The organism is Brevundimonas sp. NPDC007368, assembly GCF_042869015.1.
Lineage (GTDB): Bacteria > Pseudomonadota > Alphaproteobacteria > Caulobacterales > Caulobacteraceae > Brevundimonas.
The window spans coordinates 319,451-335,319 of the sequence record NZ_JBIAFA010000002.1; the positions used below are offsets into that span (position 1 = coordinate 319,451).

Consider the following 15,869-nt stretch of genomic DNA (forward strand, 5'->3'; position numbering starts at 1 on the left):
CGTGCCGGAACGCGAGGCTCTGCAAGCGCGAGCCGCCAGCGGCGACGTCGCGGCGTTCGACGCGCTCATGCGCGAGACCAAGGCGGGGCTCTATCGGTTCGTGCGCCGGTATATCGGCGACCCCGAGGAGGCCTATGACCTGGTGCAGGAGGCCTATGCAGCGTCCTGGCTGGCCATTGGCCGCTATGACCCCAACCGGTCGTTTGAAGCCTGGCTGAGAACCATCGCCATCAACAAGTGCCGCGACTGGAGCCGCCGCCGTCGCGTTCGCAGGCTGCTTCTCGGCGGTCCTGATATCAACTCATGGGAGGCCCTGGTCGTCGCGGACGGCGAGGCCAGCGTCGAGGATCGCCATGACGCCGCAGCCCGGTCGCGGCGGTTGCAGGCGGCGATCGCGGCCTTGCCGCCCAAGCTGAAAGAGCCGCTGCTGCTGACCGCCATCGAGGAGCGGAGTCAGGCGGAAGCCGCCGAAATACTAGGCCTGTCGGTGAAGGCCGTGGAAATGCGCGTGGCCCGAGCGCGTCAGAAGCTGGCCGCGCATCTGCAGGTCTTGCCTGAATAGAACCCAGCGAAAGGCCTCCGGGAGCGAACTCCCGGAGGCCTCGTCAGCTCTGCATGACGTGAGCGGTGTTACGAGCCGGCGCGTTCCGCGCCGACGAAGGTCATGAAGCGGGCGGTCTGGCCGGCGCCGAAGCGCATGACGTCGTAGCGTTCGGGGGCGTAGCCGGGGGCCTCCATGCCGGGCGAGCCGGTCGGCATTCCAGGCACGCCGAGACCGCGTGCGACGCCCGGCGCCTTCAGGAAGGCGTCGACGGCGGCGGCCGGAACGTGGCCCTCGATCACCTTTCCATCGACGACAGCGGTGTGGCAGCTCCACAGCGATTCCGGCACGCCCAGGCGGACCTTGACCGGGGCCGGGTCGTCGGTCGGGACGACGCGGATGGCGTAGCCGGCCTTGCGCATGTGCTCGACCCAGCCGCCGCAGCAGCCGCAGGAATCGCTCTTGTAGACGGTCATGTCCGAGGCCTGGGCCGGGGTGGGCAGGCCGTTCAGCAGGAAGCCCGCGCCGCCCAGAATGGCGGCGCCGAAGGCGAGGGTTGCGATCTTCATCCTGTTCATGGTCAGACCGCCTCGGCCGGATAGCCGGCCGAGGCAAGGGCCGTCAGCAGGACCTGACGGTCTGCCTCTGTGGTCACCTCGACGCGGCGGGCGTCGATGTCAGCCTTGATGCCGGCGGAAGCGTCCACCGAATGGATGGCCTTTTCGACGGAGGCCACGCAGCCTTCGCAGCGGATCTTGGGGATGGTCAGGACGATCATTGAGAAGCTCCTTCAGAAGCGGCGGCGGGCGAACCCGCCAGGTCGGACAGGATGGGGCAGTCGGGGCGGTCGTCGCCGGCGCAGCAGCGAGACAGGTCGCGAAGGGCGTCGGCCATGGCCTGCATTTCCTTGATGCGGGCATCGAGGTCGGCGACGTGCTTTTCGGCCATGGCCTTCACCTCGCGGCTGGGCCGGTTGTGATCGCGCCATAGCGAGAGCAGGCGGGCGATCTCCTCGACCGAAAAGCCAAGGCTGCGGGCGCGGCGGATGAAGCGCAGGTCGTTCAGATCGCGCTCGTTGAAGTCGCGATAATTGCTCTCGGTCCGCTCAGACGGTCGGATCAGGCCGACGGATTCGTAGTAGCGGATCATCTTGGCCGAGACGCCGGTGGCGAGGGAGGCCTTGCCGATATTCATTGGGCGGCTCCGTGGATGTGGGTTTTGAAGGCGCGCAGGCGCAGGGCGTTCAGCACCACGCTGACGCTGGACAGGGCCATGGCCCCCGCCGCCAGCATGGGCGACAGCATGTAGCCGAAGGCCGGATAGAGGACGCCCGCCGCGACCGGGATCAGCAGGACGTTGTAGCCGAAGGCCCAGGCCAGGTTCTGGCGGATATTGGTCATGGTGGCGCGCGACAGGCCTATGGCGCTGACCGCGCCGCGCAGGTCGCCGCCGGTCAGGACCACGTCGGCGCTTTCGATGGCCACGTCGGCGCCGCCGCCGACCGCCAGCCCGACATCGGCCGAGGCTAGGGCCGGGGCGTCGTTGACTCCGTCGCCGACGAAGGCGACGCGGCGGCCGCCGGCCTTCAGCGCGTTGATGGCGGCGACCTTGCCGTCGGGCATGACCTCGGCGTGGACCTCGTCGATGCCCAGCAGGTGGGCGACGGCCTCGGCCGTGCGGCGATTGTCGCCGGTGATCATGGCCACCTTCAGCCCCAGGCTGTGCATGGCCTGGATGGCGGCGGCGGTAGTCGGCTTGATCGGGTCGGCCACGGCGATGACGGCGGCCAGCTGGCCCTCGATGGCGGCGTAGAGCGGCGTCTTGCCCTCGTCGCCGAGACGGGCGGCGTCCTCGGCGAAGACGGCGACGTCGTGGCCCAGATCGGCCATGTAGCGGTCGGCGCCGACCTCGATGCGGCGGCCGGCGACCACGCCCGCCACGCCCTTGCCGGGCACGGAGGTGAAGTCTTCGGGACGGGCGACGCTGAGGCCGCGCCCGGCGGCGGCCTCGACCATGGCGCGTGCGACAGGATGTTCCGACTGGCCCTCGACAGCGGCGACCAGGGCCAGGACGTCGTCTTCGGCAAAGCCGTCAGCCACGTTCAGGTCGGTGAGTTCCGGGCGGCCCGCGGTTAGCGTGCCGGTTTTGTCGAAGGCGATGACCTTGACTCCTTGCAGGGCCTGCAGGGCCTCGCCCTTGCGGAACAGGACGCCCAGTTCGGCGGCGCGGCCGACGCCCACCATGATGGAGGTCGGGGTGGCCAGACCCATGGCGCAGGGGCAGGCGATGATCAGCACCGACACGGCGGCGACCAGGGCCATGCCCAGCGCCGGATCGGGCGCGAACAGATACCAGACGGCGAAGGTCAGGACGGCCACGCCCATGACGACCGGGACGAACCAGCCGGTGATGCGGTCGACCAAGGCCTGAATGGGTAGCTTGGCGCCCTGGGCCGTTTCGACCATGCGGACGATCTGGGCCAATACGGTCTCGGCGCCGACCTGTTGCGCCTCGAAGCGGAAGGCGCCGGTCGTGTTCAGGGTGCCGCCGACGACCTTGGCGCCTGCGGTCTTTTCGACCGGGATAGGTTCGCCGGTCAGCATGGATTCGTCGAGGTAGGACGAGCCCTCGGTCACCACGCCGTCGACGGGGACGCGCTCGCCGGGGCGCACGACGATGATGTCGCCGGCCTGAACGGTGTCGATCGACACGTCCTGTTCGACGCCGTCGCGCACGATGCGGGCGGTCTTGGCCTGCATCGACATCAGGCGGCGGATGGCCTGGCTGGTCTGACCCTTGGCGCGGGCCTCGATCCAGCGTCCGACCAGGATCAGGGTGACGATGACGGCGGCGGCCTCGAAATAGACGTTGGCCGTGCCGGAAGGCAGCAGGGCGGGGGCGAAGGTGGCCACGGTCGAGAAGGCCCAGGCCGCGCTGGCGCCCAGCACCACCAGAGAGTTCATGTCCGGCGCGCGGCGCAGCAGGGCGGGCACGCCCTTGCGGAAGAAGATCAGGCCCGGAACGAACAGGACGAAGCTGGCCAGGACGAGGCTGATGATCCGCCAGTTCTGCGTGCCTATGGTCTGTTCCAGCCAGTGGTGCATGCCTGGCACGAAGTGCGAGCCCATCTCCAGCACGAACAGGGGCAGGGTGGCGCCGCCCGCGATCAGGACGGCGCGGCCCAGGTTGCGGATCTCGGCGGCGCGGGCGGCCTGCTCACGGTCGGCGGCGTCGAGGCCGGTCTGTTCCGGTTGCTCCAGCACATAGCCAGCCTGCTGCACGGCGGCGGCCAGGTCGCGGAAGGCGACGGCGCCCGAGAGGAAGCGGACGGTGGCGCGCTCGGTCGCCAGGTTGACGCTGGCGCTCAGCACGCCCGGCACCGCGGCCAGGGCTTTCTCCACGCGACCGACGCAGCTGGCGCAGGTCATCTCGCGGACGGGATAGCCGACTTCTTCTTCCATCGGCTCATAGCCGGCGGAGCGGATGGCGGCGGCGACCGCGGCGGGAGACCCGCCGTCCAGCACCACATGGGCGCGCTCGGCGGCCAGGTTGACGCTGGCCTCGGTGACGCCGGGCACGGCGCGGACGGCCTTCTCGACTCGGCCGACACAGCTGGCGCAGGTCATGCCGAGGACCGGCAGATCGAGGACTTTCAGGGAGGCGTCAGACATGGGCGGAGCCTTGTGTCGTTATTCAGCCTGAACCTTCTAAACCTTCCCGTCATGGCAAGGTCAACGGCCCTTTTGCGAGGGGCGGACCTGGGCGGCGCGTAGGGGTTTCGAGAGCCGATTTTCCTTTGGAGCGCCCCATGACCCTGTTTCGCCTTCTGCCTGCTCTGGCCGTCGCCACGGCCCTGATGCTGCCCGGCGTCGCCGCCGCCCATGCGCGTCTGGTCAGCTCGACCCCGGCGGCGGGTTCGACCGTGGCCTCGCCGCGCGTCCTCAGCCTGACCTTCAGCGAGAAGATGGCTCCGGCCTTCTCGACCTTCGAGGTCGTCAACACCGCAGGGGTGAAGACGCCGGTGCGCACCAGCGTCAGCGAGGACGGCAAGACGTTGAGCGCCCCCGTGGCTCGACCTCTGGCGGCGGGCGCCTATGTGATCAACTGGCGGCTGGCCTCCAGCGACGGCCACCGCATGACGGGCTCCGTTCCCTTCACCGTGCGCTGATGATGGAGGCCTGGCTGATGGGGCTGCGCGCGGCCCAGTACGCGGCGGCGGCAGTGGCCCTGGGGGTGCCTGCCTTCATGCTCTACGGCGGCGGGGTCTTCGGGGGGCAGGTGCCCGGCTGGGCGCGCCCGGCCCTGGGGGGAAGCGCGGTCCTGCTGGCGCTGCTGGCGACGGCGGCCCTGGCCCTGCAGACCGGGCTGATGGCCGGGGCGCTGGATCAGGCGCTGAACCCGGAGGCGCTGGGCTTCGTCGTCGGCAGCACGTCGTTGGGCGTCGCCTATGTGGTGCGGATCGGGGCGGGGCTCTTGCTGCTGGTGGCGGTTCTGGCGCTGCGTCCGGGACGGGGTCTGTGGCTGGCGGGTCTGGCCCTCGGTCTGGTCGTCGCGGCCAGCTTCGCCTGGACCGGCCACGGCGCGGCTACCGAGGGGCCGGGTCGCTGGCTGCACCTGACCGCCGACATCCTGCACGCCGTCGCCGCCCTGATCTGGCTGGGCGCCGTCTTGGCCTTCGTGGTTCTGGCGACGCGACGGATCGAGGCGGATTCGGCGGCGCAAGGCGCGCTGGCGACGGCGTTGGGCGGCTTCGCCCAGGTCGGGACGATCTGTGTCGCCGTGCTGCTGGTGACGGGCCTGATCAACAGCCTCTATCTGGTCGGGATCGAGCGCGTCGTCAGCCTGAATGAGACGCCCTATGGCCGTCTGCTGGCGGTCAAGCTGGCGGCGTTCGCGGCCATGCTGGGGCTGGCGGCGCTACATCGGTTCCGCTCGACCCCGGCGCTGGAGCGGGGGCAGGGCGGTCTGGGCGGGCTGAGGCTCAGCCTTGGCGCCGAGCTGTTGCTGGGGGCTCTGATCCTGGCCCTAGTCGGGACGATGGGGATGCTGGCGCCGCCGGCATCCCTCTGATTGCGGCCTAGGCCTTCTGGGCCAGCTTGCGGCGCGTGGCCTGATGCACCGCCCAGTCCCGCGCCAGCTTGATCCACAACAGAATGAAGCCGCTGATCACCATGCTGAGCGTCAGGATGGTGATGATGATCAGGGTCGGATGGTTGAAGTTCTCGCCGTTCTTGAAGTCGAGAATGTGCAGCCGCCAGAAGAAGTCATAGAAGCGCCAGACGCCGGAGCGCCGGGTCACGACCTCGCCCGTCTCGGGCGACAGGTAGAAGCTGGTGTGTTCGAAGTCGTTGAAGTCGACGCGCCACAGCGGCCCCTCGCGGCCCGTCTCGCGCGGGGCCTCGGCGAACAGTTCAGCCTTGGTCGCCTTGGCGTCGCCGCGATAGGCGTCTTGAGCCAGACGCAGGGCCTCGGCGCGGGGGAAGGCAGGGAAGGGCTGTCCATTCAGCGCCGACAGGATGACCGGCTCGCCGTCCTTGGGCGTGAAGACCCAGGCCGGACCGCGCGGCGTGTGGCGCAGTTCGGCCTTATCGATTGGGGCCGACAGAGCGTCCGCCGCCGTCTGGACGGGGACCAGGGCGTCGATGGCGAAGGCAGGATAGTCCGGCTTCTGGAAGCGATGCTCGCTGCGCACAGTCTCGATGGGGATGGCGGTCATCACCAGCCCGCCGCCGACCCAGAACAGCACCTGGATGCCGATCACCAGCGCGACCCATTTGTGGATCTGTGTTGAAAGTCGAAGCAGTTTCATGGCGATGCGCCCCCTCCCGCGTCCCATTTCGTGCTCTGGAGCGCGTCCCTGCATGATCTTACGCGCCGCTCGCGACCATCCCTCGCGGTGAGCGTGGTAGTCTTGGACGCGTCTGTGGCGTCCTGTCGCAAGGGGCGACCGATTGATCCGCGTAATAGCCAGTGAAGCCGCGTCGAAATCGTCAGGCGCGATACGGTACAAGAAGGATGATCCCACCTATGTCGAGCATGGCTCTCGATCGCAGGTCCCTGTTGCGCGGCGCGGCCGCGGGCGGCGGACTGCTTGGTCTTTCGGGGCTGATGCCCGCCTGGGCCCAGACCGGATCGCCTGGCCTGCGCGCCGACCTGCCGACGCTGATGGGGCCGAACATCGACCTGACGGTGGGCCATTCCAGCTTCACCGTCGGCGGTCGCACCGGCCACGCCTTCACCGTCAACGGCCTGCTGCCCGCGCCCCTGTTGCGGATGCGCGAGGGGCAGAACGTGCGCCTGTCGGTGACCAATACGCTGGACGAGGACACCTCGATCCACTGGCATGGCCTGCTGCTGCCGTTCCAGATGGATGGCGTGCCGGGCGTCAGCTTCCCTGGCATCAAGCCGCGCGAGACCTTCGTCTATGAGTTCCCGATCAAGCAGTCGGGCACCTATTGGTATCACAGCCATTCGGGCCTGCAGGAGGCCATGGGCCACTATGGTCCCATCGTCATCGACCCGGCGGGCGTCGATCCGGTCGGCTATGACCGCGAGCACGTGCTGGTCCTGTCGGACTGGAGCTTCCTGCATCCGCACGAGATCCTGGCCAAGCTGAAGAAGAGCCCTGGCTACTTCAACATGCAGAAGACCACGCTGGCGGGCCTGCTGGACGGGTCGGACGGCATGAACCTGGCCGAGCGCCGGATGTGGGCGGGGATGCGGATGGACCCGCGCGACATTCTCGACGTCAACGGCACGACCTATACCTATCTGATCAACGGCCACGGCCCGCAGGAGAACTGGACCGGCCTGTTCCGGCCCGGCGAGCGGGTGCGTCTGCGCGTCATCAACGCCTCGGCCATGTCGATCTTCAACGTCCGCATTCCGGGTCTGGCCATGACCGTGGTTCAGGCCGACGGCGAGCATGTGCGTCCGGTCGAGATCGACGAGTTCCAGATCTCGGTCGCCGAGACCTATGACGTTATCGTCCGCCCGACTGAGGACCGCGCCTACACCATAGTCTCCGAAGCCATCGACCGTTCGGGCATGGGCCGCGCTACCCTGGCCCCGCGTCTGGGCATGACGGCGGACGCTCCGCCGCTGCGCAAGGCGCCGAACCTGACCATGAAGGATATGGGCATGGGCGGCATGGACCATGGCGCGATGGCGGGCATGGACCACTCAGCGCACGGCGCCGCAGCCGGGGCCGCCGCCGCCGCGCCGATGGACCACGGCGCCATGAGCATGCGCGACCCGAACAACGCCCCCGCCGACATGGCCGTCGGCGTTGGCGTGGACGCCATCGCGCCCGCGCCCGCCAACCGTCTGGGCGACCGCCCGCAAGGCCTTCAGGACGTCGATCACCGGGTGCTGGTCTATACCGACCTGCGCTCGTTGACGCCGAACACGGACACCCGGGCGCCGTCGCGGTCAATGGAAATCCATCTGACCGGAAACATGGAACGCTTCATGTGGGGCTTTGACGGGCGCAAGTTCTCGGAGCTGGTCGAGCCGATCCGTTTCGAGCTGAACGAGCGGGTCCGCGTGACCCTGGTCAACGACACCATGATGGCCCACCCGATCCACCTGCACGGCCACTTCTTCGAGCTGGTCAACGGTCACGAGGGGCATCAGCCGCTGAAGCATACGGTCAATGTGGCGCCGGGGGGCAAGGCCACCTTCGACCTGACCGCCAATGCGCCGGGCGACTGGGCTTTCCACTGCCACCTGCTGATGCACATGCACGCGGGGATGTTCAACGTCGTCACGGTTCGTCCGCTGGAAGGAGCCGCCCGATGAGCCGCGCCCTATTCGCCGCCGTCGCGGTTCTGCCCCTGATGCTGGCCGCCGGTTCCGCCGTGGCCCAGAGCCATGGCGGGCATGCCGGTCATGGCGTCCACGGCGCGCCGGCACGCCCTGCGCAAGCTCGCCCTCAGCAGGCCCGCCCGAGGCCCGCGCCCAAGCCGCGCGCCGCTGCGCCTCGGCATGCTGCACCTGCCGCCCCGGTGGCGGCGGACCCGCACGCCGGCCACGACATGAGCGGGATGCCGGCACCGCCGGTCCAGCCGCCCACCGTTGATCCCCATGCGGGTCACGACATGAGCGGCCATGCGGGGCACGGCGCGCAACCGGCAGCGGTCGATCCTCACGCCGGTCACGCCATGAGCCCTGCGGCTGCGGCGGACCCGCACGCTGGCCATGACATGAGCGGGATGCAGAGAGCTCCGGTCCAGACGCCGGCTGTCGATCCGCACGCTGGACACAAGATGGGCGCAGCCCAGGCCGATCCCCACGCCGGACATGACATGTCGGCCATGACCGGCGGTGCGCCTAATATCCCGACCAGCGTGGACGCCGTCGGCGGTCGCATGATCGAGACGCCGCCGCCCGTCGCCGCGCGCGCCGCGCCCGCCCATGCGGCGGACCTGCTGTTCGATCCCGCCGTCATGGCGGCGTCGCGCAAGCAGTTGCTGGTCGAGAACGGCGACGTGCGCACCACCGCCGTCCTGATCGACACGCTCGAGGCTGGATTCGGCGACGGCGAGAAGGGCTACAGCTGGAACGCCCAGGGCTGGACCGGCGGCGACATCAACCGCTTCTGGTGGAAGACCGAGGGCGAGGGCGCCTTCGACGGCAAGCTGCATGACGCCGAGGTTCAGGCCCTCTACAGTCGCGCCGTCGCGCCGTTCTGGGACGTGCAGGCGGGCGTACGGCAGGACTTCCGTCCTGACGGCGACGACACGACCCATCTGACGGTCGGGGTGCAGGGCGTCGCGCCCTACTGGTTCGAGATGAGCGCCGCCGCCTTCCTGTCGACCGAGGGCGATCTGACCGCTCGCGCCGAGGCGGAATATGACCAGCGCATCACCCAGAAGTGGATCCTGCAACCGGCGATCGAGGTCGCCTTCTCGGCCAGCGACATCCCCGAACTGGAGATCGGTTCGGGTCTGACATCGGTCACGGCGGGGCTGCGGCTGCGCTACGAAATCCGCAAGGAGTTCGCCCCCTATGTCGGGGTCCAGTGGAGCCGCTCGTTCGGCGACACCGCCGATTACGCAAGGGCGCGCGGCGACGACGTGGATGCGACGCGCCTCGTGGTCGGGATCAAGGCCTGGTTCTGACGTCATAGGCCTCCGCCGCAAGCGGAGGCCTATCGTTTGGCCTAGTAGACGTCGTGCAGAACGCTGGCGATCAGGCCCGTGGCGACGGCGATCAGCAGGATGTCGTTGTTGGCGTGGACATAGCGATAACCGCGCGGCGCGGGGCGAAGACCGTAATAATAGGGGTCGTCCACATAGTAGCCGCGATAGGCAGACGGCAGGTAGCCGCCCTGGCGCCAGCGATAGCCGTAATAGCGCGGCTCGACCCGGTAATAGCCACGCCCGGGCGCATACCAGTAACCTTGGCGGGCGCCGCGATAGTCGCGGAACTCGGGGCGACCGCGCCACCAGTCGCGGTTGTTGCGGTCCCAACGGTCATAGTGGCGGCTCTGGCGATAGTCGCGACGGTCGTCCCGGCGGTCCTCACGCCACTCGCGACGGTCTTCGCGTCGATCCTCGCGCCACTCGCGGCGATCTTCACGACGGTCGTGGCGGTCCTCGCGGCGCTCCTGGCGCCACTCACGGTGGTCGCGGTTCTGGGCCTGGGCCGCCAGCGGCGCGGCCGTGGTGGTCAGCGCCAGGGCGACGATGGCGGCCTTGGTCAGGCGGTTCATCTGGACGTCTCCTTGGTCTGGGCGCCGAGGGAATGCTGCGGACGACCCGTTGAAACAGGAGGCCAAGGTCGGGCCCGACGCATGAACTCGTCCTGAACGGCTCAGTCAGGTTTGCGCTTCGATTGTTTATGCGAACCCCACGAGCGCGCGCATCCGATCGCCGGGCCAGCGGAGCCGTTAACTCTAATTTCAAACCGCTGGTATTTGAATGGCGTTCGAAAGGCAGGGTCAGAATGACCGACGCCCGGAGGACTGAACATGAACGCGCACGAAACCGCGCCCGAAGCTCTCGAAACCGCGGCCCTGCCGCTGCCGACCGTGGACATGGACGGAGACGCCCTGTTCCGCTTGGGACTGGCCTATTCGGCGGGTCTGGACGGCTGTCCTATTGACCGCGTTTCGGCTCACATGATCTTCAACCTGGCAGCCATGAAGGGCTCGGTCGAGGCGCGCATCTATCGTCGTGAAATGAGCGAGGAGATGGACCACGACGAAATCGCCGAGGCCCAACGCGCCGCGCGCCGGTGGATCGACGCGGGTTCGACCACGCTCGCCGCCTGAAGCTTGTCGCAGCGGACGGCTGGACCGGGCGGCGAGGTCGGGCTATGGACCCGGCCAAGACAAGTCGCCGAAGGATTCCGCCCATGCTCGCTCGCATCTATCGCCCGGCCAAGACCGCGATGCAGTCGGGCAAGGCCAAGACCAATGATTGGCGGCTGGAGTTCGAACCGGCTTCGGCGCGTACTCAGGATCCGCTGACCGGCTGGACCAGCACCACCGACATGAATGGCCAGGTGCGGCTGAACTTCGAGACCAAGGAAGAAGCCGTCGAGTACGCCGAGCGTCACGGCATAGCCTTCCGCCTGCATGAACCGCAGGAAGCGCCGGTGATCATCAAGGCTTATGCCGATAACTTCGCCACCAACCGCAAGCAGTCCTGGACCCACTAGGTCAGGCCTCTCGCTGCGGCCCTGGCCGAGGCGCCCTTAGCTCAACCGGATAGAGCACCCGCCTTCTAAGCGGGATGTTGCAGGTTCGAGTCCTGCAGGGCGCGCCAGGCCTCCAGGCCTTTTTCCAGGTCCGCGATCAGGTCTGCCGGATCCTCCAGGCCAATATGCAGCCGCAGCAGCTGGCCCGGCAGGTCAGGTGCGTGAAGGCGATGGCTCAGTTGCGGTGTCTCATGGGTCACCAGGCTTTCGAAGCCCCCCCAGGAATAGCCCATGCCGAACAGGTTCAGTCCGCTCATCAGGGCGTGAGCACTGGCCTTGTCGCCGCCCTTCATGACAACGCCCATCAGCGCCGCCCCGCCTGAGTAGTCGCGCCGCCAGAGGTCGTGGCTAACCGAGCCGGGCAGGGGCGGGAACAGGACGCGTTCCACCTCTGGCCGGGTTTGAAGCCATTGGGCGACCTGAAGCGCGGACTTCAGCGCCTCATTGTAGCGCAGCGGCAAGGTGCGCAGGCCGCGCAGCGCCAGCCAGGCGTCGTCGGGCGAGACATGCCAGCCCATGTCTTCAATCGTGTGCAGAACTGCGCGCGCAATCCCGGCGTCCTGAATCGCGATTGCGCCCATTAGAAGGTCGGAATGACCCGCGGCGTACTTGGTCACCGCCTGGACGCTGACATCGACGCCGAGGTCCAGCGGTCGCATGGCCAGACCCGCCGCCCAGGTGTTGTCCATCACCGTCAGGACGCCGCGCGCCCGGCAGGCGGCGGCAAGGGCGGGCACATCGACGATCTCGAACGTGAGGGACGAAGGGGATTCGATGAGCAGGACGCGGGTCCGCTCGCTGCACAGGGCGAGGATGTCCGCTGTCGAGGCGTCGGCCAGATGGAACCGGGTTGTAACGCCGCGTGCGGCCAGGTGGCGTGTAAGGAAGCGACGCGTGGGACCATAGACGGCGTCGCTGGTCACCACCTCGTCGCCGGGGCGCAGCAGGGCCAGCAAGGGCACGGTGACGGCGGCGAGGCCTGACGGGACAAGGAAGGCGTCGCCGGCGCCCTCCAGATCGGCCAGGGCTGCGCGCAGTTCACGCGCGGCGCTGGTGCCGTCCAGGCCATAAACCGGGCCAGAGGCCGAATCCTGCATCGAGGCCGGCTCGTCGCTAAGCATTGTGGAAGCGCGCTCAATCGGCGGATTGACCGGCCGTCGGCCCTGACCCCGCCGCGTGGCGGAGGCGATCAGGCGGGTGCGGTCGGAAAGGCGAGGCATGAGGGCTCCGGCGGGTTGCGGTTCTGGGCCTAGAGGGCTCTAAAGAAGGCGGGGGCGCAAGCTGGCGAGGGTGAGGGAATGCGGGCGGCGAGGAACGTGACGGGAATATCGCTGGCGCTGCTGCTGGCGACGGCTGCCTGCGAGCGACGGGCAAAGACCGATCAGACGGAGACGCCGACGACATCGCGACCGACCACGACCACCATGCCTACGGACAAGGCCAGTCCCACGCTGGCCGCGATCAAGCAGCGCGGGCATCTTAACTGCGGCGTCAATCAGGGGCTGGTCGGTTTCGCCTATACGGACAATCGCGGGGCGTGGCGCGGCTTTGACGTCGACTTCTGCCGGGCGACGGCGGCGGCCATCTTCGGCGACCCGGACGCCGTGCGATTTGTGCCGCTGACCGCGGAACTGAGGTTCGACGCCCTGCGGGACGGACGCGTCGACGTCCTGTGGCGCAACACCTCCTGGACGATGAGCCGGGACACCGGCGGCGAGTTGAGCTTTGCCGGGATCAACTATTACGACGGTCAGGGCTTCCTGGTCCGCCGCGCCCTGAACCTGAATAGCGCGTCCGAGCTGAACGGCGCCCGCATCTGCGTCCAGACGGGTTCGACCACGGAGCTGAACGTCGAGGACTATTTCCGCACGCGCGGAATCGAGTTCCGCCCGGTTATGGTGAAGACCGAGGAAGAGGCGCGACAGGCCTATGCGCGCGAGGAATGCGACGCTTTCACCGCAGATATCTCGGCGCTGGCGGCGGCGCGAACGACCCTGGCGAACCCGCAGCAGCACGCGATCTTGCCGGACGTCATTTCCAAGGAGCCGTTGGGGCCGGTCGTACGCCATGGGGACGATCAGTGGACAGCGGTGATCCGCTGGACGCTGAACGCTCTGATGCTGGGCGAGGAGTTGGGGGTGACCAAGGCCAATGTGGCGGCTTTGACCCGAGACAGCCAGGAGCCGCGCGTCCGTCGACTGCTGGGCGAGGAGGGCGAGTTCGGCCCCTCCATCGGCCTGCCGCGGACCTGGGCCCGAGACGCGATCGCCGCGGGCGGCAACTATGGCGAGATCTTTGAACGGAACCTTGGCCAGCAATCGGCGCTGAATCTGGCCAGGGGTCTGAACGCGCAATGGAGCGCGCGGCCCAGCGGCCTGATCTACGCCCTGCCGATTCGCTAGGGCATCGGTCGGCCGACCGAAAGGGGGACGCATGACCGTCAGGACGCGAAAAGGTCTGCCGTTGCATGGGCTGATGCTGATCGGCTTTCTGGTCGGCTTGCTAGGCGGTCTGACGGTCAATCTGACGATTGGTGGCGACGCGCCCTGGGTTCAGTGGCTGACCTCGAACATCACCGGGCCTGCGGGACAGGTCTTCCTGCGCCTGCTGTTCATGCTGGTGCTGCCCCTGCTGTTTTCGGCTCTCGTGATCGGCGTGGCCGAGATGGGAGACCTTAAGACTCTCGGGCGGGCGGGGACCAAGAGCCTGCTGTTCACGATTTTCGTTTCGGCCGTCGCCGTGCTGATCGGTCTGGTCATGGTCAACCTGTTCCGACCCGGCGACGGCGTGGACCCCGTACTGGCGCAGCAACTTCTGGAGCAGGGACGCAGCGGCGCGGCCTCCATCGTCGGCAGCGCGCCGGATTCGGTCCGCGCGGGCGACTTCTTCCTGGATCTGGTGCCGTCCAACGTCTTTACGGCGGCCGCGGAGAACGAGATTCTGCCGGTCATGGTCTTCGCCCTGCTGTTCGGGATCGGGCTGGTCCTGACGAAGGGCCCGGTAACGGAGACCCTGCAGAAGACCATCGAGGGCGTGTTCGAGGTGATGATGAAGCTCATCAACCTGGTCATCCGCCTGGCGCCGGTGGCGATCGCCTGCCTGATGTTCAATCTCGCGGCCCTGTTCGGATGGGATCTTCTGGTGCGGCTGGCCGCCTTCGTCGCCGTCGCGGTGGGGGCGATGGCTATCCATATGTTCGTGGTTTATCCGATCTGCATCGCGACCCTGGGCGGCATGTCGCCGGTCAAATTCTTCCGAGACATTCGTGAGGCGATGGTCGTGTCCTTCTCGACCGCCTCGTCCAACGCCAGCCTGCCGGTGTCGCTGCGTGTCGCCGAACAGAACCTGGGCCTGCCGCGCAAGATCGCGCGCTTTGTCCTGACGGTCGGGGCGACGGCCAATCAGAACGGCACGGCCCTGTTCGAGGGGGTGACCGTGCTGTTTCTCGCCCAGTTCTTCAGCGTCGATCTGAGCCTAGGCCAGCAGGTCATTGTCATGCTGGTCTGCATTCTGGGCGGGGTCGGCACGGCGGGGGTGCCGGCGGGATCTCTGCCGGTCATCGCCATGATCCTGGCGATGGTCGGTGTGCCGCCAGAGGGGATCGGCCTGATCCTGGGCGTGGATCGCTTCCTGGACATGTGCCGGACCACGCTGAACGTGACTGGCGATCTGGTCGTGGCGACCGTGGTGTCGCGCGGCGAGGAGGATACGGACGCGACGGTTCGGGCTGTGGCCTAACGATCAGCCGGTTTCGACGGGGGTGTCGGTGCGAGCGCCCCATTCGGCCCACGATCCGTCATAGAGCCGCGAGGGGCGGCCCAGTTCGGCCAGTCCGAGGGTCAGGATGGCGGCGGTCACGCCCGAGCCGCAACTGGTGATGAGGGGCCGGTCCAGGTCGACGTCGGCATCGTGGAAGGCGGCTTCCAGCGCCGCGCCACGCTTCATTGTCCCGTCGGCGTTCAGCAACTGGCCGAAGGGCAGGTTCAGCGCGCCGGGCATATGGCCGGAGCGGACGCCGTGTCGGGGCTCGGCGGCCTCCCCTCTGAAACGGGGCGCGCCTCGGGCGTCAATCACCTGAATGTCTCCGGTCAAGGCCTGACGGACCTGTTCCAGATCAACCACGCCTTCGCGAGCAAAGTTGGAACGGAACGTCGAAGTCCCGTCGGTCGTGACCGGCCCGCGGCCCAGCGGTCGTCCCTCAGCGCGCCACTTGGGCAGGCCGCCGTCCAGCACGCGGACCTGTCTCGCACCCATGATCCGCAGCGTCCACCAGACCCGTGCCGCCGAGAACAGGCCCTGGGCGTCATAGACGACAATGTCGTCGTTCTCGGACACGCCCAGCGCGCCCATGGCCTCGGCGAAGGCCTGGGGCTTCGGCAGCATGTGGGGGTAGGGGCTGTCGTGATCTGAGACGGCTTCCAGATCGAAGAAGACCGCGCCCGGCAGGCGCTCCTCCTCGAAATCGGCGCGTGCGTCGCGTCCATCCAGCCACCAGCTGGCGTCGATGATCCGCAGGTTCGGCGCGCCGAGGCGATCCGCCAGGTCTTGCGTCGAAATCAGGGGGCTGTCCGAGGGCATAGGCATGGGCTCACCATAACACGACGGCTCAGCCATGTGGTCAGGC

17 protein-coding genes and 1 tRNA gene are annotated in these 15,869 nt (G+C 68.0%); 10 read left to right on the forward strand and 8 right to left on the reverse strand.

Annotated features, from left to right (window positions below; all coding sequences use genetic code 11):
* Nucleotide 1 precedes the first annotated feature (1 nt).
* The gene (locus tag ACFYLW_RS05240; protein WP_313472382.1) at nucleotides 2-562 is read left to right on the forward strand and encodes an RNA polymerase sigma factor; all 561 of its coding nucleotides are present in this window, start codon (nucleotides 2-4) and stop codon (nucleotides 560-562) included.
* Nucleotides 563-630: 68 nt separating this feature from the next.
* Here the strand turns inward: ACFYLW_RS05240 and ACFYLW_RS05245 are convergent, their stop codons facing one another.
* The 4 genes from ACFYLW_RS05245 to ACFYLW_RS05260 are packed head-to-tail and all read right to left on the reverse strand — an operon-like array spanning nucleotide 631 to nucleotide 4,212.
* Nucleotides 631-1,119 carry a DUF411 domain-containing protein gene (locus ACFYLW_RS05245; protein WP_312065825.1) on the reverse strand — a complete coding sequence of 163 codons (489 nt, stop codon included), beginning with the start codon at nucleotides 1,117-1,119 and terminating at the stop codon, nucleotides 631-633.
* Between the two features lie 2 nt (nucleotides 1,120-1,121).
* Nucleotides 1,122-1,319 carry a heavy-metal-associated domain-containing protein gene (locus ACFYLW_RS05250; protein ID WP_312065824.1) on the reverse strand — a complete coding sequence of 66 codons (198 nt, stop codon included), beginning with the start codon at nucleotides 1,317-1,319 and terminating at the stop codon, nucleotides 1,122-1,124.
* Nucleotides 1,316-1,735 carry a Cu(I)-responsive transcriptional regulator gene (gene cueR / locus ACFYLW_RS05255; protein ID WP_312065822.1) on the reverse strand — a complete coding sequence of 140 codons (420 nt, stop codon included), beginning with the start codon at nucleotides 1,733-1,735 and terminating at the stop codon, nucleotides 1,316-1,318. Before cueR ends, ACFYLW_RS05250 begins: the two co-directional genes overlap by 4 nt.
* Nucleotides 1,732-4,212 (reverse strand): heavy metal translocating P-type ATPase, encoded by a 2,481-nt coding sequence (locus ACFYLW_RS05260; RefSeq protein ID WP_312065820.1) that lies wholly within the window; start codon nucleotides 4,210-4,212, stop codon nucleotides 1,732-1,734. The genes cueR and ACFYLW_RS05260 overlap by 4 nt, the downstream gene beginning before the upstream one ends.
* A 137-nt stretch (nucleotides 4,213-4,349) precedes the next feature.
* Here ACFYLW_RS05260 and copC point away from each other — a divergent pair, with 137 nt between their 5' ends.
* Both copC and copD read left to right on the forward strand, forming a co-directional pair.
* A complete protein-coding gene (gene copC, locus ACFYLW_RS05265; protein ID WP_312065818.1) occupies nucleotides 4,350-4,709 on the forward strand; it encodes a copper homeostasis periplasmic binding protein CopC in 360 nt (119 codons plus the stop codon).
* Between the two features lie 17 nt (nucleotides 4,710-4,726).
* Nucleotides 4,727-5,611, forward strand: a complete 885-nt coding sequence (copD, locus tag ACFYLW_RS05270; RefSeq protein ID WP_312065816.1) for a copper homeostasis membrane protein CopD — start codon at nucleotides 4,727-4,729, stop codon at nucleotides 5,609-5,611.
* 7 nt (nucleotides 5,612-5,618) lie between these two features.
* Here the strand turns inward: copD and ACFYLW_RS05275 are convergent, their stop codons facing one another.
* The gene (locus ACFYLW_RS05275; RefSeq protein ID WP_312065814.1) at nucleotides 5,619-6,350 is read right to left on the reverse strand and encodes a PepSY domain-containing protein; all 732 of its coding nucleotides are present in this window, start codon (nucleotides 6,348-6,350) and stop codon (nucleotides 5,619-5,621) included.
* A gap of 218 nt (nucleotides 6,351-6,568) precedes the next feature.
* Between ACFYLW_RS05275 and ACFYLW_RS05280 the strand changes: the two genes are divergently transcribed.
* Nucleotides 6,569-8,341, forward strand: coding sequence for a copper resistance system multicopper oxidase (locus ACFYLW_RS05280; RefSeq protein WP_390182911.1), 1,773 nt, complete (start codon nucleotides 6,569-6,571; stop codon nucleotides 8,339-8,341).
* On the forward strand, nucleotides 8,338-9,663 hold the full coding sequence (locus tag ACFYLW_RS05285; RefSeq protein ID WP_313472715.1) for a copper resistance protein B: 1,326 nt from the start codon (nucleotides 8,338-8,340) through the stop codon (nucleotides 9,661-9,663). The genes ACFYLW_RS05280 and ACFYLW_RS05285 overlap by 4 nt, the downstream gene beginning before the upstream one ends.
* 41 nt (nucleotides 9,664-9,704) lie before the next feature.
* On the opposite strand, the gene ACFYLW_RS05290 is transcribed toward ACFYLW_RS05285, so the two are convergent.
* Nucleotides 9,705-10,256, reverse strand: a complete 552-nt coding sequence (locus ACFYLW_RS05290; RefSeq protein WP_292082716.1) for an RcnB family protein — start codon at nucleotides 10,254-10,256, stop codon at nucleotides 9,705-9,707.
* Nucleotides 10,257-10,514: 258 nt separating this feature from the next.
* Here ACFYLW_RS05290 and ACFYLW_RS05295 point away from each other — a divergent pair, with 258 nt between their 5' ends.
* The 3 genes from ACFYLW_RS05295 to ACFYLW_RS05305 all read left to right on the forward strand — a co-directional run bounded on the left by ACFYLW_RS05295 (nucleotide 10,515) and on the right by ACFYLW_RS05305 (nucleotide 11,313).
* On the forward strand, nucleotides 10,515-10,817 hold the full coding sequence (locus ACFYLW_RS05295) for a sel1 repeat family protein (protein WP_312062758.1): 303 nt from the start codon (nucleotides 10,515-10,517) through the stop codon (nucleotides 10,815-10,817).
* An 83-nt stretch (nucleotides 10,818-10,900) separates the two neighbouring features.
* Entirely contained in the window at nucleotides 10,901-11,206 is a 306-nt protein-coding gene (locus ACFYLW_RS05300) for an ETC complex I subunit (protein ID WP_292082718.1), read from the forward strand.
* Between the two features lie 30 nt (nucleotides 11,207-11,236).
* Nucleotides 11,237-11,313 (forward strand) — tRNA-Arg (locus ACFYLW_RS05305).
* On the opposite strand, the gene metC is transcribed toward ACFYLW_RS05305, so the two are convergent.
* On the reverse strand, nucleotides 11,272-12,465 hold the full coding sequence (gene metC / locus ACFYLW_RS05310) for a cystathionine beta-lyase (RefSeq protein WP_312062820.1): 1,194 nt from the start codon (nucleotides 12,463-12,465) through the stop codon (nucleotides 11,272-11,274). The genes ACFYLW_RS05305 and metC overlap by 42 nt on opposite strands.
* Nucleotides 12,466-12,561: 96 nt before the next feature.
* Between metC and ACFYLW_RS05315 the strand changes: the two genes are divergently transcribed.
* Together ACFYLW_RS05315 and ACFYLW_RS05320 are read left to right on the forward strand one after the other, a co-directional pair.
* Nucleotides 12,562-13,647, forward strand: a complete 1,086-nt coding sequence (locus ACFYLW_RS05315; protein WP_292082720.1) for an amino acid ABC transporter substrate-binding protein — start codon at nucleotides 12,562-12,564, stop codon at nucleotides 13,645-13,647.
* Between the two features lie 31 nt (nucleotides 13,648-13,678).
* A complete protein-coding gene (locus tag ACFYLW_RS05320) occupies nucleotides 13,679-14,983 on the forward strand; it encodes a dicarboxylate/amino acid:cation symporter (protein WP_312062761.1) in 1,305 nt (434 codons plus the stop codon).
* Between the two features lie 3 nt (nucleotides 14,984-14,986).
* Here ACFYLW_RS05320 and sseA read toward each other — a convergent pair whose 3' ends face one another.
* The gene (gene sseA / locus ACFYLW_RS05325) at nucleotides 14,987-15,829 is read right to left on the reverse strand and encodes a 3-mercaptopyruvate sulfurtransferase (RefSeq protein WP_312062763.1); all 843 of its coding nucleotides are present in this window, start codon (nucleotides 15,827-15,829) and stop codon (nucleotides 14,987-14,989) included.
* Nucleotides 15,830-15,869 lie beyond the last annotated feature (40 nt).

Coding starts and splice junctions, on each gene's coding strand:
- ACFYLW_RS05290 (WP_292082716.1), bottom strand. CDS start 10,256: ATGAACCGCCTGACCAAGGCCGCCATCGTCGCCCTGGCGCTGACCACC.
- ACFYLW_RS05300 (WP_292082718.1), top strand. CDS start 10,901: ATGCTCGCTCGCATCTATCGCCCGGCCAAGACCGCGATGCAGTCGGGC.
- ACFYLW_RS05250 (WP_312065824.1), bottom strand. CDS start 1,319: ATGATCGTCCTGACCATCCCCAAGATCCGCTGCGAAGGCTGCGTGGCC.
- ACFYLW_RS05285 (WP_313472715.1), top strand. CDS start 8,338: ATGAGCCGCGCCCTATTCGCCGCCGTCGCGGTTCTGCCCCTGATGCTG.
- ACFYLW_RS05295 (WP_312062758.1), top strand. CDS start 10,515: ATGAACGCGCACGAAACCGCGCCCGAAGCTCTCGAAACCGCGGCCCTG.
- copC (WP_312065818.1), top strand. CDS start 4,350: ATGACCCTGTTTCGCCTTCTGCCTGCTCTGGCCGTCGCCACGGCCCTG.
- metC (WP_312062820.1), bottom strand. CDS start 12,465: ATGCCTCGCCTTTCCGACCGCACCCGCCTGATCGCCTCCGCCACGCGG.
- sseA (WP_312062763.1), bottom strand. CDS start 15,829: ATGCCTATGCCCTCGGACAGCCCCCTGATTTCGACGCAAGACCTGGCG.
- ACFYLW_RS05280 (WP_390182911.1), top strand. CDS start 6,569: ATGTCGAGCATGGCTCTCGATCGCAGGTCCCTGTTGCGCGGCGCGGCC.
- ACFYLW_RS05260 (WP_312065820.1), bottom strand. CDS start 4,212: ATGTCTGACGCCTCCCTGAAAGTCCTCGATCTGCCGGTCCTCGGCATG.
- ACFYLW_RS05320 (WP_312062761.1), top strand. CDS start 13,679: ATGACCGTCAGGACGCGAAAAGGTCTGCCGTTGCATGGGCTGATGCTG.
- ACFYLW_RS05245 (WP_312065825.1), bottom strand. CDS start 1,119: ATGAACAGGATGAAGATCGCAACCCTCGCCTTCGGCGCCGCCATTCTG.
- ACFYLW_RS05275 (WP_312065814.1), bottom strand. CDS start 6,350: ATGAAACTGCTTCGACTTTCAACACAGATCCACAAATGGGTCGCGCTG.
- cueR (WP_312065822.1), bottom strand. CDS start 1,735: ATGAATATCGGCAAGGCCTCCCTCGCCACCGGCGTCTCGGCCAAGATG.
- copD (WP_312065816.1), top strand. CDS start 4,727: ATGGGGCTGCGCGCGGCCCAGTACGCGGCGGCGGCAGTGGCCCTGGGG.